General features: G+C 34.5%; 26 protein-coding genes and 1 pseudogene. 19 read left to right on the forward strand and 8 right to left on the reverse strand.

All coding sequences use genetic code 11. The features are described from left to right. Positions 1 to 27: 27 nt before the first annotated feature. A complete protein-coding gene (locus tag GON26_RS18315) occupies positions 28 to 1,323 on the reverse strand; it encodes a tetratricopeptide repeat protein (protein ID WP_160376218.1) in 1,296 nt (431 codons plus the stop codon). Between the two features lie 90 nt (positions 1,324 to 1,413). Further along, positions 1,414 to 2,652: pseudogene (locus GON26_RS21915) on the reverse strand (DUF4331 family protein). A 232-nt stretch (positions 2,653 to 2,884) separates the two neighbouring features. Between GON26_RS21915 and GON26_RS18330 the strand changes: the two are divergent. The 9 genes from GON26_RS18330 to GON26_RS18370 all read left to right on the forward strand — a co-directional run bounded on the left by GON26_RS18330 (position 2,885) and on the right by GON26_RS18370 (position 8,951). Beyond that, positions 2,885 to 3,415 (forward strand): RNA polymerase sigma factor, encoded by a 531-nt coding sequence (locus GON26_RS18330; protein ID WP_160376221.1) that lies wholly within the window; start codon positions 2,885 to 2,887, stop codon positions 3,413 to 3,415. Continuing rightward, positions 3,415 to 4,203 (forward strand): anti-sigma factor, encoded by a 789-nt coding sequence (locus GON26_RS18335; RefSeq protein WP_160376222.1) that lies wholly within the window; start codon positions 3,415 to 3,417, stop codon positions 4,201 to 4,203. Before GON26_RS18330 ends, GON26_RS18335 begins: the two co-directional genes overlap by 1 nt. Before the next feature lie 89 nt (positions 4,204 to 4,292). Continuing rightward, entirely contained in the window at positions 4,293 to 4,682 is a 390-nt protein-coding gene (locus GON26_RS18340; protein ID WP_160376223.1) for a DoxX family protein, read from the forward strand. A gap of 52 nt (positions 4,683 to 4,734) precedes the next feature. Next, positions 4,735 to 5,469 carry a DUF3667 domain-containing protein gene (locus GON26_RS18345; protein ID WP_160376224.1) on the forward strand — a complete coding sequence of 245 codons (735 nt, stop codon included), beginning with the start codon at positions 4,735 to 4,737 and terminating at the stop codon, positions 5,467 to 5,469. A gap of 72 nt (positions 5,470 to 5,541) precedes the next feature. Then, positions 5,542 to 5,868 (forward strand): ArsR/SmtB family transcription factor, encoded by a 327-nt coding sequence (locus GON26_RS18350; protein ID WP_160376225.1) that lies wholly within the window; start codon positions 5,542 to 5,544, stop codon positions 5,866 to 5,868. Between the two features lie 60 nt (positions 5,869 to 5,928). Continuing rightward, positions 5,929 to 6,417, forward strand: coding sequence for a DUF6428 family protein (locus GON26_RS18355; RefSeq protein ID WP_160376226.1), 489 nt, complete (start codon positions 5,929 to 5,931; stop codon positions 6,415 to 6,417). 16 nt (positions 6,418 to 6,433) lie between these two features. Next, on the forward strand, positions 6,434 to 7,063 hold the full coding sequence (locus GON26_RS18360) for an arsenate-mycothiol transferase ArsC (RefSeq protein WP_160376227.1): 630 nt from the start codon (positions 6,434 to 6,436) through the stop codon (positions 7,061 to 7,063). A gap of 1 nt (position 7,064) precedes the next feature. Next, positions 7,065 to 8,123 carry an ACR3 family arsenite efflux transporter gene (arsB, locus tag GON26_RS18365; RefSeq protein WP_160376228.1) on the forward strand — a complete coding sequence of 353 codons (1,059 nt, stop codon included), beginning with the start codon at positions 7,065 to 7,067 and terminating at the stop codon, positions 8,121 to 8,123. A gap of 201 nt (positions 8,124 to 8,324) precedes the next feature. Beyond that, on the forward strand, positions 8,325 to 8,951 hold the full coding sequence (locus tag GON26_RS18370) for an MCP four helix bundle domain-containing protein (RefSeq protein ID WP_160376229.1): 627 nt from the start codon (positions 8,325 to 8,327) through the stop codon (positions 8,949 to 8,951). A 146-nt stretch (positions 8,952 to 9,097) separates the two neighbouring features. Here the strand turns inward: GON26_RS18370 and GON26_RS18375 are convergent, their stop codons facing one another. The 5 genes from GON26_RS18375 to GON26_RS18395 all read right to left on the reverse strand — a co-directional run bounded on the left by GON26_RS18375 (position 9,098) and on the right by GON26_RS18395 (position 12,876). Next, a complete protein-coding gene (locus tag GON26_RS18375) occupies positions 9,098 to 9,940 on the reverse strand; it encodes a DUF2911 domain-containing protein (RefSeq protein WP_160376230.1) in 843 nt (280 codons plus the stop codon). Between the two features lie 71 nt (positions 9,941 to 10,011). Further along, the gene (locus GON26_RS18380) at positions 10,012 to 10,674 is read right to left on the reverse strand and encodes an HAD family hydrolase (RefSeq protein WP_160376231.1); all 663 of its coding nucleotides are present in this window, start codon (positions 10,672 to 10,674) and stop codon (positions 10,012 to 10,014) included. A gap of 102 nt (positions 10,675 to 10,776) precedes the next feature. Beyond that, positions 10,777 to 11,490 carry a tRNA threonylcarbamoyladenosine dehydratase gene (locus GON26_RS18385; RefSeq protein WP_160376232.1) on the reverse strand — a complete coding sequence of 238 codons (714 nt, stop codon included), beginning with the start codon at positions 11,488 to 11,490 and terminating at the stop codon, positions 10,777 to 10,779. 133 nt (positions 11,491 to 11,623) lie between these two features. Further along, entirely contained in the window at positions 11,624 to 12,277 is a 654-nt protein-coding gene (locus tag GON26_RS18390) for a TatD family hydrolase (protein ID WP_160376233.1), read from the reverse strand. After that, on the reverse strand, positions 12,277 to 12,876 hold the full coding sequence (locus tag GON26_RS18395; protein WP_160376234.1) for a DUF1684 domain-containing protein: 600 nt from the start codon (positions 12,874 to 12,876) through the stop codon (positions 12,277 to 12,279). The genes GON26_RS18390 and GON26_RS18395 overlap by 1 nt, the downstream gene beginning before the upstream one ends. A gap of 98 nt (positions 12,877 to 12,974) precedes the next feature. Between GON26_RS18395 and GON26_RS18400 the strand changes: the two genes are divergently transcribed. After that, positions 12,975 to 14,192, forward strand: a complete 1,218-nt coding sequence (locus GON26_RS18400; RefSeq protein ID WP_160376235.1) for an MDR family MFS transporter — start codon at positions 12,975 to 12,977, stop codon at positions 14,190 to 14,192. A gap of 61 nt (positions 14,193 to 14,253) precedes the next feature. Here the strand turns inward: GON26_RS18400 and GON26_RS21920 are convergent, their stop codons facing one another. Further along, positions 14,254 to 14,601, reverse strand: a complete 348-nt coding sequence (locus tag GON26_RS21920; protein WP_394350414.1) for a hypothetical protein — start codon at positions 14,599 to 14,601, stop codon at positions 14,254 to 14,256. 250 nt (positions 14,602 to 14,851) lie between these two features. Here GON26_RS21920 and GON26_RS18410 point away from each other — a divergent pair, with 250 nt between their 5' ends. The 9 genes from GON26_RS18410 (at position 14,852) to GON26_RS18450 (ending at position 23,442) form a co-directional block, all read left to right on the forward strand. Continuing rightward, positions 14,852 to 15,886: a carboxypeptidase-like regulatory domain-containing protein gene (locus GON26_RS18410; protein WP_160376237.1), complete on the forward strand. Its 1,035-nt coding sequence runs from the start codon at positions 14,852 to 14,854 to the stop codon at positions 15,884 to 15,886. Positions 15,887 to 15,920: 34 nt separating this feature from the next. After that, positions 15,921 to 17,516 carry a M56 family metallopeptidase gene (locus tag GON26_RS18415; RefSeq protein WP_160376238.1) on the forward strand — a complete coding sequence of 532 codons (1,596 nt, stop codon included), beginning with the start codon at positions 15,921 to 15,923 and terminating at the stop codon, positions 17,514 to 17,516. Positions 17,517 to 17,598: 82 nt separating this feature from the next. Further along, complete coding sequence (locus GON26_RS18420; protein ID WP_160376239.1) at positions 17,599 to 17,967, forward strand: BlaI/MecI/CopY family transcriptional regulator; 369 nt, start codon at positions 17,599 to 17,601, stop codon at positions 17,965 to 17,967. A 6-nt stretch (positions 17,968 to 17,973) separates the two neighbouring features. Continuing rightward, positions 17,974 to 19,773: a M56 family metallopeptidase gene (locus GON26_RS18425; RefSeq protein ID WP_160376240.1), complete on the forward strand. Its 1,800-nt coding sequence runs from the start codon at positions 17,974 to 17,976 to the stop codon at positions 19,771 to 19,773. An 82-nt stretch (positions 19,774 to 19,855) separates the two neighbouring features. After that, positions 19,856 to 19,996 (forward strand): SsrA-binding protein, encoded by a 141-nt coding sequence (locus GON26_RS18430; protein WP_160376241.1) that lies wholly within the window; start codon positions 19,856 to 19,858, stop codon positions 19,994 to 19,996. Positions 19,997 to 20,011: 15 nt separating this feature from the next. Then, positions 20,012 to 20,527 carry a hypothetical protein gene (locus GON26_RS18435; RefSeq protein ID WP_160376242.1) on the forward strand — a complete coding sequence of 172 codons (516 nt, stop codon included), beginning with the start codon at positions 20,012 to 20,014 and terminating at the stop codon, positions 20,525 to 20,527. A gap of 96 nt (positions 20,528 to 20,623) precedes the next feature. Next, positions 20,624 to 21,469: an EamA family transporter gene (locus GON26_RS18440; protein WP_160376243.1), complete on the forward strand. Its 846-nt coding sequence runs from the start codon at positions 20,624 to 20,626 to the stop codon at positions 21,467 to 21,469. A gap of 334 nt (positions 21,470 to 21,803) precedes the next feature. Further along, positions 21,804 to 22,754 carry a S66 peptidase family protein gene (locus GON26_RS18445; RefSeq protein WP_160376244.1) on the forward strand — a complete coding sequence of 317 codons (951 nt, stop codon included), beginning with the start codon at positions 21,804 to 21,806 and terminating at the stop codon, positions 22,752 to 22,754. Between the two features lie 160 nt (positions 22,755 to 22,914). Further along, entirely contained in the window at positions 22,915 to 23,442 is a 528-nt protein-coding gene (locus tag GON26_RS18450; RefSeq protein WP_160376245.1) for an ExbD/TolR family protein, read from the forward strand. The last annotated feature ends 2 nt before the right edge of the window (positions 23,443 to 23,444 follow it).

Genomic DNA, 23,444 nt, shown 5'->3' on the forward strand with positions numbered 1-23,444 from the left:
TTGATTGGTTTGTTTGGAATGATTCTGTTACAATTGTTTTATTTTATTATCAAAATTTGGCCCTAATTCAAAACTACTTTTAGATAATTCTTCTTTAATAGGCTTAATTTCTGCGATAAAATTATTGGATTTGTAAATCATCGCCAAATGATATTGTACATTCGGTTCAAATGTTTTTCCAACTATATGAGTCTGAGCAATTTCGAGTGCTTTTTTATTTTCGCCTAAATTATAGTACGACCAAGCCAGTAAATCATACGAATCTGGTGTTGGTCTGTGTTCTATTTCGATTTTGGCAATTTCAAGGGCTTTTTGTGCTGTCGATTTGGTATCAGCATATACTAAAACATTGTATTTATTATACATAGCGCCATAATTATACTCGTTTAGCATTTTAAAATACGCATCCTTATATTGTTTTTCTTTAGCTTTATTTCCTTCGTATTGTGCAATTTGTGATTTAAGCAAATAGAAGTCTGGTGTTTTATGTGTTTTCAGGATTGCATCAATGATTCTGTTCGCTTCGGCTGTATTTCTTTCGTAAGAAAAAGCAATCCAGGCAATTCCTTTTAAAGCATAAGCGTCATTAGGATCCAGTTCTAATGTTTTTAGGTAACTTTCGTACGATTGTTTGATTCTTCCGGCGTGACCGTAAAAATCTCCCAGATTAGAGTACGACCAGATTTGTAATGCTTTGTTCTCGTATTTATCAGCAATATCACGGGCCGTTTCCATAAATCCGATAGCGGTGTCAAGATCTCCTATATGATCGTTCCATTTGGCCAGACGAATCAGGTAATCAAAATCGTTCATGTCTTTTATCGCACTTAGATTTTTTTTGGCTTCGTCATAGTTTCCCATTTCCATCTGCACATCAAACAGCAGTTTTTGTGTTTCTTTTTTACCTTCGCCAATCGCAAGCGCTTTGTTGGCAAGCAGTAAAGCTTCTTTGAAACGATGCTGCGAAATGTAATTTCGGGCCAATGCTCTAATAGTCGAAACTTTAGAATAACTGTAAGTCTGATTTGATAAAACCAATAAGGCTTCCGCTTTATATAAGTCATTAATATTACCTGTATGGACAAAACATGTAGTGTAGTTAGCCGCAATTGGACTCAAATAACTAATTTGATTAGGAGCAGCATCAAATTTTTTTTGCCAGAAATCAATTTCTTTATTGGCAAAATCAAGTGATTTATTTTCTTTAAGATTCAGGTATTTTTCGTAATCTGAAGTTTTGGTAATTTTTTTCTCCGTGTTAGTGCAACTGAAAAGAAATATTAGGGTAAATACCAGTAGTACGGCTATTTTTATAGTTTTCATGTTCTAACGTATTTGGTGTGATTGATTGTGTTTGGGAAAGATGGTTTAAAAAACAGAGCAATAGAATATCGCTCTGTTTTTTACTTTATTTTACCAGGCTCCAGCCAGATAAGGGAATGCTGTTAAGAAAGCTTTATCATTAGCATCTACATGATCAGAAGTTAGTCCTGGATTAGAAGTACCCATTGGTCCGCCGAAAATCAGTAATAACTCCACATCGATAACATCATCAGCCAAAGCTCTTCCGGTTAAGACATTGGTTCCGTCGAAGAAAGTTGTTTTTCCGGTTTTGGATACATTTAATACATCTGTAGCTAGTGCTCCGGTAAAAGTAGCCGCATCCATCCCTAAAGCATTTGTAGTATATCCGGCATTTAATGCCATCAATCTATCCTGAAAAACCATTTGATATTTGGTTCCCATCATCGAAGGAATAGTACTGTTGAATTCATCCTTAGGCGCTCCGGCAGCAATAAAAACAGTATTTATAGCAGGTCTCGCCATTTGATCCTGTTGCACGTAAGTTCCTGAGAAATCAACGGTTGGTTCGTTGTTATCATTATTATCATTATCGTCGCAACTTGTAAAAGTTAGTACACCTGTAAGTGCTACTATTAGTATATTGAATTTGTTTATGTTCTTCATGACCTTAATTTTTTTGATTAGTAGTTACTATTATTGTTTCTTTTTAGTTTCGGCCCAAACATTTAGAGAAGAAGTTCCACCTAACATTGTTTTAGGCACTTCAACCACAATAGCCATTACGTTTGTACCAGCAAAAGTGTCTGTACCCGGATTATTAAATCCTGTAGCTGTACCACCCAAAATGGCTTTGAACTGACCTAAATCAAAGAAGAAAGGATCATCTCTTGGTCCGGCAAAAAACTTCATACCATTATTAGTACTTGTTACAGGAGTTGCTCCATAAGCAGAGATAGCAACACTTCCTGAAGCTGCACTTGTAGAAATAGTACTTGATGCTCCGGTAGCTGATGGTTTATATGGACCAAAAAAGTACATTTTGTCTCCACGCTTAATAGCCTGAATAACTAAATCTTCAACATTGTCTGCATTGTTGTCGATGTTGATTTCAACCAAAACGTTTTCGCTAAATTTTGCCGTTGTTGTAGCATTAGGACTTAAAAGCCCTTGTGTGTTTACAGCAAAAACCAAATTATTGGTGTCTTGTCCCTGAAAAGCATAAACGTCTGTAATATCTCCCGAATCGCCTGTCATTGTTGCTGGCGCATCAATATGGTCAGCTGCTACTAAAATTAAACCTGCAATTGCAACGAACGCAAGGCCTAATATCATTTTTGGTTTTTTCATTTTGAAATTAATTAAAAGTTATAATTGCATTTACGCAGTAGGATTGGTTTTGGTTTTAAAAAAGACTAAAAAAAAGTTAATTATTTTAAACATCCCTTATTTTACTGGGCATTTGATTCTTAAAAAAATTAGGATATTCATAAAAAAATCAATTATCTTTATTAAAAATATTTCCACAATCCGAATTTTCAACCTAAAATGTGTTCGTTTGTATCAGTAAAAACCTAAATTTATGAGTCAGGAAGAATTGTTAGTTTTAATTTACAAGAAAGACGAAAGAGCTTTTACCTATTTGTATGATATGTATTCGAAAAGTCTCTTTTCGGTCATTAACGTTCTAATAAAAAATCGCGAAGAAGCCGAAGATGTACTCCAGGAAGTCTTTGTTAAAATCTGGAAAAACATCGATTCGTATAATGAAGGGAAAGGCCGGTTTTATACCTGGATCCTTAATATAGCCCGCAATACATCAATTGATAAACTACGTTCTAAAAACTTTAACAACAGTCAAAAAAACCTTTCCTCTGATAATTTCGTACATCTGTTAGATGACAGTAATAAATTAACGAACAGAATTGATACTATTGGAATACAAGAGTTTGTAAAAAAACTAAAACCAAAATGTATCGAGATAATCGATTTATTATTTTTCAAAGGATATACCCAGCAAGAAGCATCAGAAGAGCTAGCCATGCCGCTGGGAACTATCAAGACACAAAACAGAAACTGTATTAACGACCTACGTAATTATTTAAAAATATAATGGAAGCACAAGAATATATAGAATCAGGAATTCTAGAGCTATATGTTTATGGTTTATTAACCGAAACTGAAAATCTGGAAATAGCCGAACTGGCAAAAAAGAACCCCGAAGTCGATCAGGAAATTATTTCGATAGAAAAAGCCATTGTGGCCTTATCATCTAGTTTCTCCCCATTTCATTCGGTAGCAAATTTCGAAAAAATAAAAGCACGTTTAGAATTGAAACACGGCAAAGTAGTCGAGATGAAACCTGCTTCACGCTGGTCAGAATATGCTGGCTGGGCTGCTGCAGTACTCCTGCTATTAGGCGTTGGATATCAAACCCTGCAATTGAACGAAACCAAAGAAGCGATCTCTACTATTGGTAATGAAAAGACCAAAATAGAACGTGATTATGCTTTCTTAGGGCAAAAAACAGCCGAAGTAGAGAAAAGTTTAAACATTGTAAGAGACATCAAAAATACGGGTGTAACATTGGGTGGTCAGGCTGTATCTCCAAAATCATTTGCAAAAGTGTATTGGAACAAAGAAACCAGAACTACTTATATTGATGCTGCCGGTTTACCAAAACCTCCTAAAGGAATGGTATATCAGGTTTGGGCGCTTAAACTGAGTCCGGTTCTTACGCCTACGAGTATTGGTTTGTTAAGTAATTTTGAAGGAAATGAACAAAAGATTTTTGCAGTTGATCAAACGGTTTCTGCAGAAGCATTTGGAATCACACTGGAACCAGCCGGAGGAAGTCTAACCCCTACTATGGAGCAATTATATACGTTAGGAAAAGTTTAAAAAACCTTACATATCAACTATTTAAAATGCCTATTCATTTATTTTGATAGGCATTTTTTTATTATTTTTATTGAATTAAATTCAAAATCATGAACGGAACTCTACTTTTAAGGATTGCTGTTGCTATTATACTACTCACCCATTCTGTCTTTGGAATGTTTAATAACGGAATTAATGATTTTGGGAATTTATACCTCAATCAGATTGGGTTTGCTCCTTTTGGAGTACTTATTGCCTGGTCTGTCAAGCTGTCTCATATCGTTGCAGCAATACTTTTTATTTTGAATAAATACATTAAACCAGCTGGATTTGTAACGATTTTTGTGCTCATTATGGGAATTGTTTTAGTACACTTTCAGGAAGGCTGGTTTGTTGTGGGCGGTGGCAGAAATGGTGTTGAATATAACTTTTTACTGATTTGTGTTTTATTGGCTATTATGTATCCAAATGGATTTAAATCAGTTAAAACCAAAGATTAGATTTGTAAACCGTAATTTTTATATCAATAAGCAATTCAAAAAAATACCACAGATGGAAATAACCTGTAAAAACTGTCAGCATGTTTACGAAGGTAATTATTGTAATAATTGTAGTCAGCCTGCCGATACGCACCGCATCAACAGGCACTTTTTATGGCATGACATTCAGCACGGATTGTTTCATTTTGACAAAGGGATTTTATATTCGTTTAAAGCATTGTTTACCAGACCAGGAGATTCTATCCGGGAATTCATAGAAGGAAAAAGAGTAAATCATTTTAAACCCCTTTCCTTAGTTTTACTTTTGGCGGGTATGTATGGTTTTTTATATCATAAATTTGATCTTAATCTATTTCCGGATCCCACAGAGTCTGAATTTGACTATCATGATTTCAACGAATGGATGGCTACACATTTTTCCTGGATCACCATTGCCACCATTCCGATTTATACAATAGGTACCTGGATCGCGTTTAGAAAACAAGGGTATAACTTTGTAGAATACTTTATTTTGAATACGTTCAAGGCATCGCAAAAGCTTTTTGCCCATATAGCGACATTTCCCTTACTATATTATTACTACGGAACTCCACATATCGCCACAATTACCAATATTATTTATGCACTTGATGTCGTGCTTATCTTTTGGAGTAACATGGGATTTTTTAATAAAATGCCAAAAATCAAGGTCTTTTTATTGTCTGCCCTTAGCCATTTCATTTTCTGGATATTAATGTTAATTATCGTGGCTTCCGTCTTGCTCATAAGTGGTAAATTAAAAACATAAACCAAAATAATAAGGCAGTTTCTTTTGTAATACAATTTTATATCGTAATATTGCAATATAAAAATAAAACAGATGGGGGCTACTAAGACGGAACATTTTACAGATCAACAAAATCAAATTGCGATTATTGCTAAAGCATTAGGTCATCCTGCCCGAATTGCTATAATTGAATATTTGCAAAAAGTAAATACATGTATCTGTGGTGATATTGTAAACGAATTGCCTCTTGCTCAGCCAACAGTTTCTCAACATTTGAAAGAGCTTAAAAACGCTGGACTTATTAAAGGAAACATCGAAGGAAATGCGATATGTTATTGTATCGATGAAAAAACTTTTGACGTTTTAAAAAATTATTTTTCTACTATTATACAAACGGTAACCAATCAAAAGTGCTGTTAAAGCATTTTTTTATTTCTAAATTATCGCAATATTGCAATAAACAACTAAACTTTTATTATTATGAAACTTTCAGAAATTAAAACCATACTGGAAACTGTAGAAACAGTAAATTTTCAGTTACCTAACGGAAACTTCGTGCCAGAACATTTTCATGTTACCGAAGTGGGTTTCATCACCAAAAATTTTATTGATTGTGGCGGAACTGTTCGTAAAGAAACGGTTGTAAACTTTCAGCTTTGGGACGCCAATGATTTTGAACACCGCCTAAAACCAAACAAACTTAATCATATTATAGCGCTTTCTGAGAAAGTTTTGGTCCCGATAGCTATCGGGATTGAAGATTTTGAAATTGAAGTCGAATACCAAGACACTACTATCGGGAAATATGATTTAGGTTTCAACGGAAAAGATTTCTTATTACTGAATAAACAGACAGCCTGTTTAGCTCAGGATCAATGTGGAATTCCTGCTGAAAAGCCAAAATTAAAACTTACCCAGCTTAATGCCGACACAGCTAATTCCTGTACTCCTGGCGGAGGATGCTGCTAATCTTTAAAACCAAAATATGACACCAAAAAAGAACTTATTTGCCGAAATAGAACAAACTGTTTCCTCTTTTAATTTTAATGAAATAACCGCTGAACGCAAAAACATTCTGAAACCTCTGATTGAATTTATTCAGTTGAAAGTGGATAACCAGGAAGATATTCGGTTGAATTTGATTTGTACACACAATTCCAGACGAAGTCATTTATCGCAAGTTTGGGGGCAGACAGCGGCACATTATTACGGCATACAAAATGTTTTTTGTTATTCTGGCGGAACCGAAGCTACGGCGATGTTTTCGAAGGTGGCGGAAACATTGACGAAAACAGGATTTAAAATTCAGAAACTTTCTGAAGAAAACAATCCGGTTTACGCAATAAAATTTACTGAGAATCAAGCACCAATTATTGGTTTTTCTAAAACGTATGATGATTCATTTAATCCAGAAAGTGGTTTTGCTGCTATTATGACTTGTTCTCAGGCCGATGGTGGCTGTCCGTTTATCGCCGGTGCAGAAAAACGAATTCCGATTACGTTTGAGGATCCGAAAGCATTTGACAATACGCCTCAGCAAGACGAAAAATATCAGGAACGCAGTTTGCAAATTGCAACCGAAATGTTTTATGTTTTCTCTCAAATAAAAAAATAATATGAGCCTAAATCACTGTTCTCCAATTGTAGAAAGAAAAAAACTGGGTTTTCTGGATCGGTTTTTAACCTTATGGATTTTTCTAGCCATGCTGATAGGTGTTTCTGTTGGCTATTTTATTCCGTCAAGCGGAAATTTTATCAACTCGTTTTCTAGCGGAACGACTAATATTCCGCTGGCAATTGGGCTAATTCTGATGATGTATCCGCCATTGGCAAAAGTGAAATATGATAAGATGGGAGACGTATTTAAAAACACAAAAGTTTTAGGCGCTTCGTTATTTCTAAATTGGATTGTGGGTCCGATCTTGATGTTTGCGTTAGCACTTTTATTTTTAAAAGGCTATCCGGAATACATGATTGGACTAATACTTATAGGATTGGCACGTTGTATTGCGATGGTTGTTGTCTGGAATGACCTTGCCGATGGAAACCGCGAATATGCTGCGGGATTAATTGCCTTAAATAGTATTTTTCAGGTGTTACTTTATAGTGTTTATGCGTATGTTTTTATCACGATTTTGCCGCCTTATTTTGGTTATACAGGTTTTAATGTCAATATCAGTATTGGGCAAATTGCTGAAAGTGTGGGGATTTACCTCGGAATTCCGTTTTTACTTGGGATTATCAGTCGTTATGGTTTGATAAAGCTTAAAGGCGAGAAATGGTTTCAGGAAAAATATGTGCCATTCATCTCTCCTATCACTTTGATTGCTTTGCTTTTTACGATTGTACTTATGTTTAGCTTAAAAGGCGAATTGATTGTACAGATTCCGATGGATGTTGTTTTGATTGCGATTCCTTTGGTGATTTATTTTACTGTCATGTTTGTAATTAGTTTTTTTATCGGAAAGTATTTTGGTGCTGATTATTCTAAAAGCACTGCGATTGCTTTTACCGCTACTGGAAATAATTTTGAACTGGCGATTGCAGTTGCGATTGGTGTTTTTGGGATTAATAGCGGGCAGGCTTTTGCGGGTGTTATTGGGCCTTTGGTCGAAGTTCCTGCTTTGATTGCGCTGGTTAATGTGGCTTTCTGGTTCAGGAAAAGGTTCTTTTAGAGGCGCTAAGGTTCTGAGGTACTAAGTTTACTTATATTTTTATTTTTCTGATGAAAACGAGTGCCCTAGCCCCGATAGAAGTGGAAATCCTTTGTCTGGCTCCTTTAGCCAGACAAAGATTGAAACGGATAGCGGGAAATAGCTCCTGAAAATAATTATCTTTGATAAACCTGAATTTAAAGATAATTTAATTCCTTAATTATGAAAGCATTGAGCCAATATACCAATAAAACCAAAGCGGCTTTTATTTTACTGATTGTAATGCTGGTGATTGTATTGAGTAACTATAATACGTTGCGAAATTCTAAAAATGTAAACGAGAATATCAACGCGATTTATAAAGACAGACTGGTTGTGGCGGGTTATATTTTTGAGTATCTGAACGAAATTCATTTTATAAAATCGGAAGCGCAAAATGCCCGGAATCCGATTCATAAAAGCGAAGAAATCTTTATTGCCCTTAAAACGATTCATGAAATTGATAAATTGTACATAAAAACCGTTTTGACCTCTAAAGAAAAAATACATTTTGATGCCTTTATGGTTTCCTGCACTGCGATAAGCATTCATACTAAAAATAAAAACTGGAATGAGGTCGTAAAAACTTCGGATCAGGCAATTGAAACTTTAGAATTAATGTCTAAAATTCAGGTTGCGGAAGGGAAAACAAAACTGGCAAGCGCCAACGAAATGTACAATAACAACAATAGTTTGGGACAGCTTCAAATTGCTTTGCTCGTGATTTTGGGCGGTATTACTTTTTATTTATTACTCCTTAAGAAGCCTAAAAAAAGTATTAAAATTCCGGAATCACCGAGTATGAATTAAATTTTAAATTCCAAAAATCTCAAATTCCAATATTTTAAATTCCAAATTCCAAAAAAAAAATCCAAATTCCAAAATGTTTAGTTTTGGAATTTGGAATTTATTTTTTGGAATTTAAAAAAGTATTGGAATTTAAATTTCGCAGAAATTTATCTGCTCCACTCTGCAATGCTGTCTTTATTCATTTTTACGTAATCCTGATTATTGGCTGCTTCTGCTGCTGCAAGAGAAATTTTTGCAGTTTCGATTGCTCCTGCTTTATCACCTTGTTTTGCCTGAATCAATGATTTTAAGCGCGAAACATAAAAAGGTTTATCAGTACTCATTTCTAAAGCTTTATCAACATAAGCTCTCGCATCTTCTATATTTCCGTTGGATTGAAAAAGATATTGAGAAGCGGCAAAATAATCATTCCAGGTTGCGCCACTCAATGTTTTTTGAATACTGGCTGTAGCTGTTTTTGCAGTTGGAACTTCAAATTTAAGTGCTACATGAGAGTTTTCCCAAGCCATTTCTAAATATGCAAAATTAGGATCTAAACCATTGATACCAATTGTAAAAGTCTCTACAGGAGTTGGCAAAGCGTCTTCTTTAACCGTGGTTTTCAACGCTATGTTTGCTTCGTTCCAGTTTTCCGGTAATCCCCAGTTGTCTGTTGCCAGATAGAAAATCACATCCCAGCTTTCGATTCTTGGAACGGTATATAACGAATATTTTCCTTTTTTTAATGTTTTTCCATCAATCACCACATCGTCACTAAAGGAAATAATCGTGTTTTCGTTAGCTCCGGTTCTCCATAATTTTCCAAACGGAACTAAGTTTCCAAAAACGGCTCTTCCTCTTGCTCCTGGTCTGGAATAAACTACTTCAACATCTGTTAAACCTACAGTTTGTTTGATTGTTGCTTTCGGACTCGCTTGTGGTGTTTTTATTTGTGCTTCTGTAATAAATGGCGTTAAAATAACGGCTAAGGCAATAAGTATTTTTTTCATTTTAGTGAGTGTATTAGTTTTGTTCAAATTTACAAATTCAATTAGGGAACAAATGTTAAATATTACATAATTCAAGCATCAAGCTGTGATATTATTTCGGCATTTAATTCCTTAAAATGATGGATTACCAAATTAGCCGTCGATAAATCCTGCAATTTAGAATGTTCGCTATGATAACCCACGCAAAAAATACCTGCAGCGTTGGCCGCTTTTACGCCATTGGTACTGTCTTCGATAATAATACAGTTTTCTTTTGGTGCAATCGACAACGAAGCGGCATGCAGAAAAATAGCCGGATTGGGTTTTGATTGCGGAAAATCTTCGCCACTTACAATATGAGAGAAATACTGATGCAAATTAAATCTCGTAAAAACCCTGTCTATCGTAACTTTTGAAGCCGAAGAAGCCAAAATTAGCTGAATACCATGCTGATACAAATCTTTTATCAGATCTTCTACTCCGTCCAGCAAAAGCAAATCTTCTTTGGTATCGAAAGCATCATTGAAAATATTTCGCTTGCGCTGAATCAAATCTTCGACTTCGTGTTCGATTGTCGGAAAATTGCTTTTTAGGGTTTGAAATGTATTGCGCGTAGAAAATCCCGTAAACGAAGTGTACATTTCTTCGTTTACCTCAATATTTAATTCCGAAAATTGTTTGTAATACGCATAACGATGTACGGGCTCTGTATCGACAATCACGCCGTCCATATCAAAAATTACTGTTTTTATCATTTTTTTTCTTTTGAGTTGCTAAGATGCTAAGGTTCTGAGGTTCTAAGTTTTTTTAGCTTTAAGTTTAAATCTTAGTAGCTTAGTTCCTTAGCATCTTAGTAACTATTTCTTTAACAAATATCTAATCACTGTTTCGGCAGCGTGCAGGCCAAATAAACCTGGCATATAGCTGTTGGTTCCGTAGAATGATTTTTTATAATTTTTTCCGTCGGTTAGTTTTAAGCTTTTGCTATCCTGAATTTCAGATGAAAAAACCACTTTCAGTTTGTTTATTTTTACTTCTTTCAAACGCTTTCTGATGGTTTTAGAAAAGTAGCAATTGAAGGTGTTAGAAATATCAGCCACTTTAACTTTAGAAGCCAGCATTTTCCCGCCAGCGCCCATACTACTGATAATTTTGACTCTTTTGCGTTTAGCGGCAATAATCAGATTTAGTTTTGGGGTAATACTGTCAATACAATCCAAAACATAATCAAACTCTTCAGATACAATTTCGAAAGCACGTTCTGGCGAAAGAAACTCCTGTACTCTGGTCAGTTTTAGTTCCGGATTAATATCCATCAGACGATCACCAACAATCGTAATTTTTGGCTGACCAACCGTAGAATGTAAAGCAGGTAATTGCCTGTTGATATTAGTAATATCAACTACATCACCATCTACAATTGTCATCTTTCCTACTCCTGCTCTAGCCAAAAATTCAGCAGCAAATGAGCCTACTCCGCCCAAACCTACTACCAAAACATTTGCGTTTTGCAAATTTTCTAATCCCTCTTTCGTAAATAAAAGCTCGGCTCTTTCCGTCCACTCTGCCATATATATATTGTTGTTTATTGTTTTTTTTTGTTTCAGGTTTTCTTTGTTTCAAGTTTCAGGTTTCAAGTTTCAGGTTTCAAGTTTCAGGTTTTCCAAACTCACATCTCCCAACTCACAACCCACATCTCACATCTCACATCTCACAACCAAATACCTCCTTAAAATTACTTGAGATAATCCCCTGTAAATCTTTGACTAATAAATCTTTATAATCTGCTGCTAATTGATAAACCAGTTCTAAATTTTCATCAATTGTATCGGTTTCCAGGAAAAATCTATTATTTGGAAATTCCTGAAAAACTGTTTTTAATTCGGGATTTCTCAGTAAATATTTTCCAATCGAAATATAAAATCCTTCTTTAATTAATTGGTTTGCTATCTGACTGTTTTTCGAAAATCCGTGTACAATCATCGGAACCGAAATTTTCATTTTTTTCTTAATCGCAATCACTTCCTGAAAAGCAGCTACACAATGTATCACCACCGGTTTTTTATATTTTTCTGCCAAAGCCAATTGTCTCTCAAAAACGGCAATCTGCAAATCCAGCGGCACTTCTACTCTTTTATCGAGACCACATTCGCCTATGGCCAGACAATTTTTAGTCTGTACTTTTTCTTCTATAATTTTCAAACCCGATTCAAGTCTTTCTTCAACAATATACCAGGGATGAATTCCGATAGAATAAAACGGAATCGCATCATCAAATTCGTTTGGATATTGATTGACCAGCTCCAGAACATTGGATTGATTCGTAAACTGATGCGTATGAAAATTAAAGAATTCCATTAATGAAAAGTCTTTACACCTGCTTTAATTTCGATATTCAAATCATTTTCTAAAGGTACAAGCGGACAGGAATATTTGTGATTATAAGCGCAATACGGATTGTAAGCCTGATTAAAATCGATGGGAATTGTTTGTCCTTTCGGAATTTTCAAATCGATGTATCGCCCGCCAATGTAGCTTTCTTTCCCGGAAGTCAAATCAGAAAAAGGTAAAAACAAATGGTCTTTATATTCATCCGTTTTAGAAAGTTCTATATTTCTATAAACGTTCAACTTTAGTGATTTCCCATCAATAGTAAAAAAAACGGTACCGTATTTAATGTATTTTGGCGTTCTGGTTCCGGTCGTTTTCATTTCGAACACCTTTTCGTTTTTCGCTTTTACAAATTTGGCGTTCACAAAATATTTTCCGTTTATCGGGTAGAAATCCAGGGCTTTAAAAGTCTTCAAATCCTCTTCCATCAACGGACTCGTCTTAGCATCAGCATATTCCGCATTAATGGTCTTCTGAAATTTTTCAGCTTCTGTTTTGCTAAATTTTATTTGGGCAAAGCCAAAAGTAAAAGCCTGCAATAAAACAAGAGAAAGTATTTTTTTCATTTGGAAAATTTTCCACAAAAATAGTTTAAAACTAACAAAGCGGCAACCCATCTGCGTGACAAAGTTTCCTAACTTTGTTGCAAATAACCATTATTATAATGCTCAAAACTGCCTTTAATCACTACATCAACAATTTCAGAGGATTTACACGCGAAATCTGGATACTTGCCATCATCACTTTTATCAATCGTGCAGGTACTATGGTATTGCCGTTTTTGTCAAAATACCTTAAAGAAGATCTTCATTTTACCTACAATCAGGTAGGCTGGATTATGGTTTCTTTTGGTTTGGGTTCGATGTTAGGTTCGTGGCTGGGCGGAAAGCTGTCTGATAAAATTGGTTTTTACAAAATCATGATTTTCAGTCTGTTTACTAGTGGTGTTTCGCTCTTTTTAGTACAATATATTACCACTTTTTGGGCGCTTTGTTCCGCTATGTTTGTCCTGATGACTATTGCCGATATGTTTCGTCCGGCGATGTTTGTTTCGCTTGGTGCCTATGCCAAACCCGAGAACCGAACCCGTGCATTGACATTGGTACGTTTGGCTGTAAATCTAGGTTTTGCTGCTGGTCCTGCTTTAGGAGGTCTAATTATTATGGGAATGGGATATCCGGGACTTTTTTGGGTCGATGGAGCTTCCTGCATCATTTCGATTTCGATTTTTGCTTTATTGGTAAAAGAAAAGAAAAAAGCAACACATGATGATAAAACCGAAAGCGCACCTGAAATAAAGTCTGTTTTTCAGGATAAAATATTCTGGGTTTTCTTATTCGTAAGCTTTGTGGCGGCGATGATTTTCTTTCAGCTTTTTACCACACTACCTTTATATCATAACGAAAAATTTGGCTTAACCGAATTTCAGACCGGGCTTTTAATGACTTTAAACGGAATCATAATCTTCTCTCTCGAAATGCCCACCGTCGGATTCGTTGAAAGAAAAGGGTTTCAAAAATTAAAAATCATCACGCTCGGCTCCTTTGTCATGGCGTCCAGTTTCTTTTTACTGCTTATAAATGCTTGGGCCGGAATATTAGTCATCAGTATGATTTGCATATCGATTGGCGAAATTCTGGTTTTTCCGTTTTCGAATGCCTTTGCCCTGAGCCGTGCTCCTAAAGGTCAGGAAGGGCGTTATATGGCACTTTATACGATGAGTTTTAGTCTGGCACATATTACCAGTTCCAAAGCAAGTTTTGAAATTATTTCGAAATTTGGTTATCAGATCAATTGGTTTTTTATGGCTTGTATCGGACTTGTAGCTACTTTTTGCTGCTTTTGGATTAAGAAAGCATTGATAGACGAAAAAGTATCGTAGCACTCCTTTATATTTCCTTCATAAAATTATTTCGTTTGCACTAATGTATTCCAAGTAGTATTCAGAACCCCAAATTTGACGTCGCTGATGTCAAATTTGACGTTCCTGATGCCAAATTTGACGTTCCTGATGTCAAATTTGACGTGCCTGATGTCAAATTTGACGTCGCTGATGCCAAATTTGACGTCCCTGATGTCAAATTTGACGTAACCGATGTCAAATTTGACGTGCCTGATGTCAAATTTGACGTCTCTGATGCCAAATTTGACGTTCCCGATGTCAAACTTGACGTCGCTGATGTCAAATTTGACGTCTCTGATGTCAAATTTGACGTCCCTGATGTCAAATTTGACGTTCCTGATGCCAAATTTGACGTACCCGATGTCAAATTTGACGTACCCGATGTCAAATTTGGGGATTAGTAATTAAATTGTTTAAACTCAATTTTATATAAACTTTTTTCAACATCAGTAAAACCTTTATAATCAGTCATTTATATTTAAAATAAATTACTTTTAATTGCCTTAAACTTCATTCCTAACTTAAAAAACAGTTAAATAACTATTTTTATAGTTGTGTAACTAAAAAAATAGTTGTAGGTTTGAATTAAAATTAGAAGAACTCCAAAAATTAACGAACCAAGAAGAAAAGAAAACAGCATGATAAGTAAAATACAGCTACTATTTGTTTTGATGTTTACCGTGTCAGCTTATTCGCAAACGATTAGTGGGAGTGTTTTTGATGAAACCAAAGTTCCTGTTCCGGGAGTTTCGGTTTATCTGGATGGTACAACAATTGGAACTGTAACAGACGGAAACGGAAAATATTCGTTAGAGATTAGTCAAAATTCTAATATAGCTTTAATAATACAAGCACTGGGTTACGAAACAATCATCATTAATGATCCGCTCAAAAATAATGATTTAGACTCTTATTTAATTCCGAAACAAAACCAGCTTAGGGAGGTAATTATTACAAAAGAGTTTTTTACAAGAAAACAAAAGTTGGCCGTTTTCAAAGAGCAGCTCTTAGGTAAATCAAAAGCAGGAAGGTCCTGTATAATTGATAACGAAGAGGATATTTTGCTGGATTATGATTATAAAACGAATGTTTTATCAGCCACATCAATAAATCCTATTAAAGTTAGAAATACCTATTTAGGATATGATGTTGAGTTTAATTTACAGGATTTTTACGTAAAATTCTATAAAAAAAGTGTACAAAGTATAGATGCAACCGAAAGCTTATTTTTAGGAACTACTTTGTATCGTGAAGTAAAAAAAGACAGCAAGATTGAAAAAATAAGAAGAGAAACATACAAACAATCGACCATGAATTTCTTTAAAGTCCTGGCCAATAACAACTGGAAAGAAGCTAAATACACTTTTTATAAAGGTAGTTTTCCTGCCAATCCGGAGCATTATTTTACGATTACATCTGTAGGCGATTCTAAAAAAATTACGGTATTGTATAACGATACGGAACACATTACATTAAAAGAAAACAAGACCAAATTTTATGCTGAGTATAGTGTGCTGAACAAAAAGAATCAATCTAAAATTATGTTTTATACGAATGAATTTTATGTTGATAAATTTGGAAACAACTCAAACAGCGATGAAATTAGATTTTCAGGATATTTAGGAACAAGACGTTTAGGAGACTTACTGCCTTCAAATTATTTACCTTTATAAAATACTGGTAAACAGGATCTAAAAAATACAAATCATGGAAGCACTTTTTATTTTTATTGCAAAATCAAGTGGATTAATAACCCTGTTTTACTTGGCTTATTATTTTTTATTGCGCAAAGAAACTTTTTTTAACAGCAACAGGTGGTATTTATTGGCCGGATTGATAACTTCGGTGGTTTTGCCTTTCCTGGTTTACACCAAAACAATTCTGGTTGCTCCTACTCCTATCTCAAACAGTTCTTTTTTACCAACTGATATTTCTCAAAACATAATCAGGGAAGAAAATTTCGAGATAAACTGGAATTATGTCGTACTGATAATTTACGCGCTTGGATTAGTTTCTTTTTTAATCAAATTTGGATTGGATTATTATAGTTTAAATTCTGTTTTAAAAGGAAAAAAAATAAAACAACAAGCTGATTTTAAATTCGTTGATATTGATCAGAACATTGCTCCGTTCTCTTACTTTGATTATATTGTTTACAATTCGAAAATGTTCAGCGCTGAAGAATTAGAGAATATTATTGAGCACGAAAAAGTACATAGCGAGCAAAATCATACTGCTGATATGCTGATTTCGAGGGTGTTTTGTATTCTGTTCTGGTTCAATCCTATTATATGGTGGTACAAAAAAGCCATTGTTCAGAATTTAGAATTCATAGCCGATAAAGAAGCTGCCAAAATTATCTCAGATAAAAAGGCGTATCAATACACGCTTTTAAAAATTACAACTCACGAAAGTTGTCTATCCATCACCAATCATTTTTATCAATCATTAATCAAAAAACGAATCATCATGTTAAACAAAAATCAATCAAAAAAGAGGAATGCCTGGAAGTATTATGTAGTAATTCCAGCACTTGTAGCCTTTGTAGCTTTATTTCAGGTAAAAACCATTGCACAGGAAAATGGCCCTAATAGTGGAGCGAATATCAATCCGGAAAAAGTAGAAGCTGTAGAGGTTTTCACCATCAGTAAAAATACTTCTGATGCTGATATTGACCAAAGAGTAAAAACTTTAAAAGAAAAGTTTGACATTACAGCTACCGTTTCTGAACTGGAGCGAAATTCAAACCAAGAAATTACAGCTATCCAATTAGAATTAAAAGACAAAAAAGGGGTTACCAAATCAAAAAAATCGGTAGTAAGCACCGGAATCGAAAAAATAGGTATTATTGTCATAAGTGAAAAATCTGGCGAAATAATCTTTAATTTTGCTGATGACAAAACGGTTCCAACCACAGCTAAAACAGAAGCTAAAGACGTTATAATAAAAATAAAAAACACACAAAACTCTAATACTAATCGTAATGATCAATCTAATTCTTCTAGTAATACAAACGTTAGTACAAACGTTAGTACAAATGTTAACTCAAATACTAACACTACTACAAGTGTAAATACAAATTCAATAAACGTTACACCCCATGATAATGTCGTTACGATTACAAACCATGTAAGTGACCCTAAGCCTCTTATTGTAATAAACGGGACCATCACCCCCAACGTAACGGTTAATGATATTGATGTTAAAGTGGTAAAAAACATGAATGTTTTAAGAGGTCTTAACGCCAAAGCAAAATATGGCGATGCGGGAAATAATGATGTTATTGAAATTACAACAAAATAAAAAAAAGTAATAAATATTTGAATGCTATATATTTATGTATTCCTATTTATAGTAAAATAATAAAACAGAAAAAGCAGCAATTATGCAAAAGTTAACCAACAAAGAAGAGGAAATCATGCACATTTTATGGAAGCTTAAAAAAGCTTTTGTAAAAGAAGTTCAGGCAGAAATTACGGAAGACCAACCGCATTATAACACGCTTTCGACTATTGTGCGTAATCTGGAAGAAAAAGGTTATGTGAGCCATAATGCCTTTGGAAACACACATCAGTACTACCCAATTGTAAGTATCGAAGAGTACCGCAAAGGTTTCATGAGCACGGCTATTGATAATTATTTTAATAGTTCTTATAAAAGTATGGTTTCGTTTTTTGCTAAAGAAGAAAAAATTTCGGCAGCTGAATTACGCGAAATCCTGGCTATGATCGAAACTACAAAAGAAGAAAAATAACTGTTTATGGAAGCACTTATCCTATTTATCGCAAAATCTGGCGGATTGCTTATACTGTTTTACCTTGCGTATTATTTTTTATTGCGCAAAGAAACCTTTTTTACCAGCAACAGATGGTTTTTGCTGGCTGGTTTAATCACATCGGTTGTGCTGCCATTTATAGTTTATACACAAATTGTCTGGGTTGACCCTACTCCTGCTCCGGTTTCAGACTACAATTATGATACGACTTATTTTCCGCAGCAAACCATTCAGGAAGAAAGTTTTGAGATCAACTGGAACTATGTTTCACTTGGGATTTATGCGCTTGGACTTGCGGCTTTTTTAATCAAAATTGGTATTGATTTTTATAGTTTAAATTCGGTTTTAAAAGGAAAAGAAGTGCAGCAGCAAGCCGATTTTAAACTTATTGATATCAACGAAAATATCGCTCCGTTCTCTTATTTTGATTACATCGTGTACAACTCATCAATGTTTAGCGAAGCCGAATTAGAGAATATTCTGGAGCACGAAAAAGTGCATAGCGATCAAGATCATACCGTAGATGTTTTGATTTCGAGAGTTTTTTGTGCTTTATTTTGGTTCAATCCTGTAATGTGGCTGTATAAAAAAGCCATTTTGCAAAACCTGGAATTTATTGCCGACAGCGAAGCGACCAAAAAAATATCCGACAAAAAAGCGTATCAATACACGCTTTTGAAAATAACAACACATGAAAGCTGTGTTGCCATTACCAATCATTTTTATCAATCATTAATCAAAAAACGAATTGTCATGTTAAACAAAAATCAATCAAAAAAAACCAATTATTGGAAGTATTATGCTGTAATTCCAGCGCTTGTTGCTTTTGTACTTATTTTTCAAATTGAAACAATAGCACAGGAAAAAAAGGCAATAGAAAAAGAAATTGCTGAAAAAGAACAATCTGTTGATGTTTACAAAATCAAGAAAACAACAACCGATCAGGAATTAAAAGAAATGGGCGAAAAACTAAAACAAAATCATAATGTTGATGTTGCGGTTTCGAATGTAAAAAGAAACAACAAAAGCGAATTAACAGCGATTAGCGTTGAAGTAAAAAGAGGAAACGAACAAATACAAAACATTGATATCGATGGCGATGGAGAAGCTATTAAAGATTTCGGAATTGTAGTGGCTACAAATGATGATGGCTCAAAAGACATCAACGTAGTCACTAGCGATGACGAAATGAATGGTGTGTCGGTTAGTAATAAACAACGAATAATCCTAAGTGACAATTCTGTTGCACCAGTTGCGCCTATTGCCGGAATGACGCCTCCAACTCCACCAGCACCTCCTGTTTTTCCAGCTGGAGCATTGCCTCCTGCACCTGCAATCGATATGTCTAAAATGCCAAAACCTCCGGTAGCTCCAATCAATATGAAGGACAAAGTGGCTGTAACTAAATTTGAAAAAGAAATGGCAGAATTTGAGAAAAAAATGGAAGCTTTTGAACCTAATTTAGAAGCTATGGAAGCTTACGGAGAAGAAATTGAGAAAATTATGTCGCAGCGTGAAGCAATTTTTGAAAAAGAAATGGAAAAGTATGAAATTGCCATGGAACAATTTAATGCTAACATGGAGAAATTTGGCCAGTACAGCGAAAAAAATTATGGCCCAGATTCGAAGCAATTCGAGATGGACATGAGAGAACTTGAAAAAAACATGAGACAGCATGAACTGGATATGAAGCAACATGAAAAAGACATGAAACAACATGAAAAAGATATGAAATTGAATGAAAGAGAATTGAAAAGAATGGAAAGAGAAAAAAGACGTTCTTAATTTTCTACTGCTAAACAACATCCAAAAAGACTTTGCCTAACCGCAAGGTCTTTTTTTATATCTTTGAAAAAAATCCCCTACTATGTTTAAAATTTTAGCCAAAATCAATAAAATCCTTTTACCCAGTTTTACTAAAAAAGGTTTAGATATTTCGAAAGCAAAAAAATGGCAAATGGCAATCATTGGTTATCGCGCTTATGTTACGAAACGCGCTTTGGAATAACTTCTTTATTTCCATATGAAAATAATATCTATTTCACAGTCTTTTAGGATAGCTTCATTGTTAATGCTTATTTTCATTTCATTTAGCTTTTCCGCTATTTTACCAAAATCTGGGATTGAGATTTATGGTATTAAAGGAAATTTTCAAAATGAAATAAAAAATTGTCAATATTGCTTTAATGAAAAAAGTATAATCCTTTCTGAAAAACCGCTTCTTGACGAAAGTGATATAAATTATTTTGACTGGAAAAATCAGCAAATTATATTATCAGAAACGGGAAAAAGTAAAATTAGTAAGTTAAAAATTCAACTTTCAGGAATGCCTGTAGTCATGGTTTTAAATAAAAAAGTGATTTATGGATTTTGGTTTTGGAATATATTTTCATCATTTGGATGTGATCGAGTTTACACCTATCCTGAAAAGGATTTTAAAATTAAATTTGGACTTCCTTTAAAAAATACTTTTGGTACAGACCCAAGATATAATAGAGAACTTGAAAAATATATTCTGAATAGATTTCCACAAAAGTAAAGGAAGTAATAATTCGTATAGTCATAATCCAATTGAATAAAACAAACCATTCTAGAAAGGTAAAAATTTGTAGTTTTGTTTACTTCAAATCTTTCCATGAAAAATAAACAACTCAATATCCCTCCAGTTCCCGCAGTACTTTTAGCGATTATTAGCGTTCAATGTGGCGCAGCTATTGCAAAAACACTTTTTCCAGCCATAGGAGCCGCAGGAACAGCATCACTCCGAATTGGAATTTCAGCATTAATTCTGTTTGCCGTGTACAGACCTAACCTTTCGAAAATCACACCCCAACAATGGAAAATTGTAATTCCGTATGGTTTGTCTTTGGGTGCCATGAATTTGATTTTTTATCTCGCCATAGAGCGAATACCAATAGGTTTGGCGGTTACTTTAGAATTTATCGGGCCGTTGTTGGTTGCTGTACTAGGTTCAAAACGCCTGGTTGATTATTGCTGGGTACTTTTGGCAGCAGCCGGAATTGTTTTGATTGCGCCATGGAGCAACGATAAAATTGATCCGTTAGGAGTAGTTTTTGCGCTTGTTGCAGGAGCACTTTGGGCGGCTTACATAGTCTTAGGTGGAAAAATTTCTAAAATAATGAAAGATGGCGATGCCGTTGCAACCGGAATGCTTTTCGCTGCTGTGCTTATTCTTCCTTTTGGTTTTTTCGAAAACGGATTAAGTAATCTTACACCACACTTTTTAGGTTTAGGAATTGCATTGGCGCTCTTATCAAGTGCGATTCCGTTTACACTTGAGATGAAGGCATTAGGACAGCTTCCTCCCCGAACTTTTAGCATTTTAATGAGTTTAGAACCTGCAGCAGCTTCAATTTGTGGCCTTATCTTTTTGCAGGAACGTTTGAGTTTTTACGAAGTTCTGGCAGTTGTCTGTGTTGTAATTGCTTCGGCTGGTGCTACTTTAACTGCGAAACGATAAAAAATCAATAATAGACCGCGGATGGAACGGATTCGCTAAAGCGAAAACGCAGATTTGAACGGATTTTTTTGTTTTTTTTTAATCAAATTTGTCATCTGTAGAAATCCTAGCAAATAATTCGGCATAGAAATTCTCTGGCTTAAAATTAATTGAAAAATTCTGTGTTAAAAATTAACACAAGAATATCGAATTGTTATATTTGTCGATTTTATAAAACAAATTGCAACCTTAATCTTAATTTTTTGCTTTAATGACAACTAATAAATACATAAGAGTGATTTTTCCTATTTTTCTCTTATTTACTTTCTCTCAATGTAAAACTGCTGCTTACCAAATGAATTATCAAGAAAACTACCTTTCAGAATCAGATAAATCGATTAAAAATTATACAATACCTCCTTACCTTAAAGCCGGCGATTCGATTATGATTGTGGCTCCGGCTGGATTTCTAAGCGATTCTACCGAAATCGATCAAGGAGTTGAATTAGCCAAAAGCTGGGGATTGAATGTTAAGCTTGGGAAAAATCTTTTTAAAAAACACAATCATTTTGCAGGAACCGATCCGGAAAGACTAGAAGATCTGCAAGACGCTTTAGACAATAAAAACATAAAAGCCATTTGGTGTTCCAGAGGCGGATACGGAACCGTAAGAATTGTTGATGAATTAGACTTTTCTAATTTCAAAAAAAATCCAAAATGGATTATTGGTTTCTCCGATATTACTACGCTGCACGAACACGTTCACAGATTAGGTTTTGCCTCTATTCACGGCACTATGCCCGGAGGAATGAGAAGAGCAACTCCTGAAGCCAAAGAAACACTTTATAAATCTTTGTTTGGTTTAGAATTGAGTTATGAAGTTCCTGCGAATGTGCTGAATAAATTAGGTACCAGCAAAGGAGTCTTGATTGGCGGGAACTTATCTATTATTATGTCGATGTTAGGCAGCAATTCCGATATTGATCCAAAAGGTAAAATTTTATTTATAGAAGATGTTGGCGAAGATTTGTATCGCGTTGACCGAATGATGTACACCCTGAAAAGAAATGGTTTCCTGAAAGATTTAAAAGGAATTATCGTTGGTGATTTTGATTATAATGCTGATGAAAATATTTTGTTTGGAGGTACTCAGCGTGAAATTATTTTAAATGCGGTAAAAGAGTATGATTACCCTGTAATTTTTGATTTTCCAGCGGGACATATCAGAAACAATCATGCCCTTACTTTTGGTAAAAAGGTTAAACTGGAGTCTAATGCTACAACTGCTGTTTTATCTTATTTGTAAATACATTTAGATTTTAGTCGAAGAATTATAAACTCAAAAGCCTGCTTAGCAAGGCTTTTTTTTTTACAATATTATAAAATATGCGTTTTAAAATAAATTTAAACTTGTTTCCATTTTGTACTTAAAAAATGATTAAATTTAAATTCCAAAACCCAATTTTATGCAAAATCTACCTAAAAAAGTCCGAAGCAGAAAGCTGAATTCCAGAGTCGATTTGACTGCAATGGTTAGCGTTTCTTTTTTATTGATTATATTTTTTATGGTTGTTGGTGAGCTGTCGAAGCCTAAGATGATGGATTTTGGCTCTCCGGAAAGAAGTTGTGGTCCTGATCTTGGTTGTAATAACCCTGATCAAACACGTATTTTAACCATTATACTTGATGATAATGATAAAATGATTACATACTTGGGATTAATAGATTCTCCTGTTCAAAATCCTAAAGAAATTAAATACGGCAAAGATGGAATACGCAAAGAATTATTAAGTATTGATAAAAAAGTTCATCAATACTCAGCTGGAATGGGACAACCTGAAAGAGGCGTTACTGTTATTATAAAACCCAGCAAAAAATCTAATTACGGAAATTTAGTTGACATTCTTGACGAAATGAATATAACAGGAATAAACAGTTATGCTATTATTGATGATTTTACTCCAAAAGAGACTGAATTACTAGCTTCTAAATAAAC

Source organism: Flavobacterium hydrocarbonoxydans (genome assembly GCF_009789235.1).
In the GTDB taxonomy this organism is placed as follows: Bacteria; Bacteroidota; Bacteroidia; order Flavobacteriales; family Flavobacteriaceae; genus Flavobacterium; species Flavobacterium hydrocarbonoxydans.

What these genes read in the sequence shown, in the direction of transcription:
- GON26_RS18425 (WP_160376240.1), top strand. Translation starts at nt 17,974, where the DNA reads ATGGAAGCACTTATCCTATTTATCGCAAAATCTGGCGGATTGCTTATA.
- GON26_RS18330 (WP_160376221.1), top strand. Translation starts at nt 2,885, where the DNA reads ATGAGTCAGGAAGAATTGTTAGTTTTAATTTACAAGAAAGACGAAAGA.
- GON26_RS18315 (WP_160376218.1), bottom strand. Translation starts at nt 1,323, where the DNA reads ATGAAAACTATAAAAATAGCCGTACTACTGGTATTTACCCTAATATTT.
- GON26_RS18445 (WP_160376244.1), top strand. Translation starts at nt 21,804, where the DNA reads ATGAATTATCAAGAAAACTACCTTTCAGAATCAGATAAATCGATTAAA.
- arsB (WP_160376228.1), top strand. Translation starts at nt 7,065, where the DNA reads ATGAGCCTAAATCACTGTTCTCCAATTGTAGAAAGAAAAAAACTGGGT.
- GON26_RS18340 (WP_160376223.1), top strand. Translation starts at nt 4,293, where the DNA reads ATGAACGGAACTCTACTTTTAAGGATTGCTGTTGCTATTATACTACTC.
- GON26_RS18395 (WP_160376234.1), bottom strand. Translation starts at nt 12,876, where the DNA reads ATGAAAAAAATACTTTCTCTTGTTTTATTGCAGGCTTTTACTTTTGGC.
- GON26_RS18440 (WP_160376243.1), top strand. Translation starts at nt 20,624, where the DNA reads ATGAAAAATAAACAACTCAATATCCCTCCAGTTCCCGCAGTACTTTTA.
- GON26_RS18435 (WP_160376242.1), top strand. Translation starts at nt 20,012, where the DNA reads ATGAAAATAATATCTATTTCACAGTCTTTTAGGATAGCTTCATTGTTA.
- GON26_RS18400 (WP_160376235.1), top strand. Translation starts at nt 12,975, where the DNA reads ATGCTCAAAACTGCCTTTAATCACTACATCAACAATTTCAGAGGATTT.
- GON26_RS18345 (WP_160376224.1), top strand. Translation starts at nt 4,735, where the DNA reads ATGGAAATAACCTGTAAAAACTGTCAGCATGTTTACGAAGGTAATTAT.
- GON26_RS18430 (WP_160376241.1), top strand. Translation starts at nt 19,856, where the DNA reads ATGTTTAAAATTTTAGCCAAAATCAATAAAATCCTTTTACCCAGTTTT.
- GON26_RS18380 (WP_160376231.1), bottom strand. Translation starts at nt 10,674, where the DNA reads ATGATAAAAACAGTAATTTTTGATATGGACGGCGTGATTGTCGATACA.
- GON26_RS18415 (WP_160376238.1), top strand. Translation starts at nt 15,921, where the DNA reads ATGGAAGCACTTTTTATTTTTATTGCAAAATCAAGTGGATTAATAACC.
- GON26_RS18390 (WP_160376233.1), bottom strand. Translation starts at nt 12,277, where the DNA reads ATGGAATTCTTTAATTTTCATACGCATCAGTTTACGAATCAATCCAAT.
- GON26_RS18410 (WP_160376237.1), top strand. Translation starts at nt 14,852, where the DNA reads ATGATAAGTAAAATACAGCTACTATTTGTTTTGATGTTTACCGTGTCA.
- GON26_RS18335 (WP_160376222.1), top strand. Translation starts at nt 3,415, where the DNA reads ATGGAAGCACAAGAATATATAGAATCAGGAATTCTAGAGCTATATGTT.
- GON26_RS18370 (WP_160376229.1), top strand. Translation starts at nt 8,325, where the DNA reads ATGAAAGCATTGAGCCAATATACCAATAAAACCAAAGCGGCTTTTATT.
- GON26_RS18360 (WP_160376227.1), top strand. Translation starts at nt 6,434, where the DNA reads ATGACACCAAAAAAGAACTTATTTGCCGAAATAGAACAAACTGTTTCC.
- GON26_RS18375 (WP_160376230.1), bottom strand. Translation starts at nt 9,940, where the DNA reads ATGAAAAAAATACTTATTGCCTTAGCCGTTATTTTAACGCCATTTATT.
- GON26_RS18355 (WP_160376226.1), top strand. Translation starts at nt 5,929, where the DNA reads ATGAAACTTTCAGAAATTAAAACCATACTGGAAACTGTAGAAACAGTA.
- GON26_RS18420 (WP_160376239.1), top strand. Translation starts at nt 17,599, where the DNA reads ATGCAAAAGTTAACCAACAAAGAAGAGGAAATCATGCACATTTTATGG.
- GON26_RS18385 (WP_160376232.1), bottom strand. Translation starts at nt 11,490, where the DNA reads ATGGCAGAGTGGACGGAAAGAGCCGAGCTTTTATTTACGAAAGAGGGA.
- GON26_RS18350 (WP_160376225.1), top strand. Translation starts at nt 5,542, where the DNA reads ATGGGGGCTACTAAGACGGAACATTTTACAGATCAACAAAATCAAATT.
- GON26_RS18450 (WP_160376245.1), top strand. Translation starts at nt 22,915, where the DNA reads ATGCAAAATCTACCTAAAAAAGTCCGAAGCAGAAAGCTGAATTCCAGA.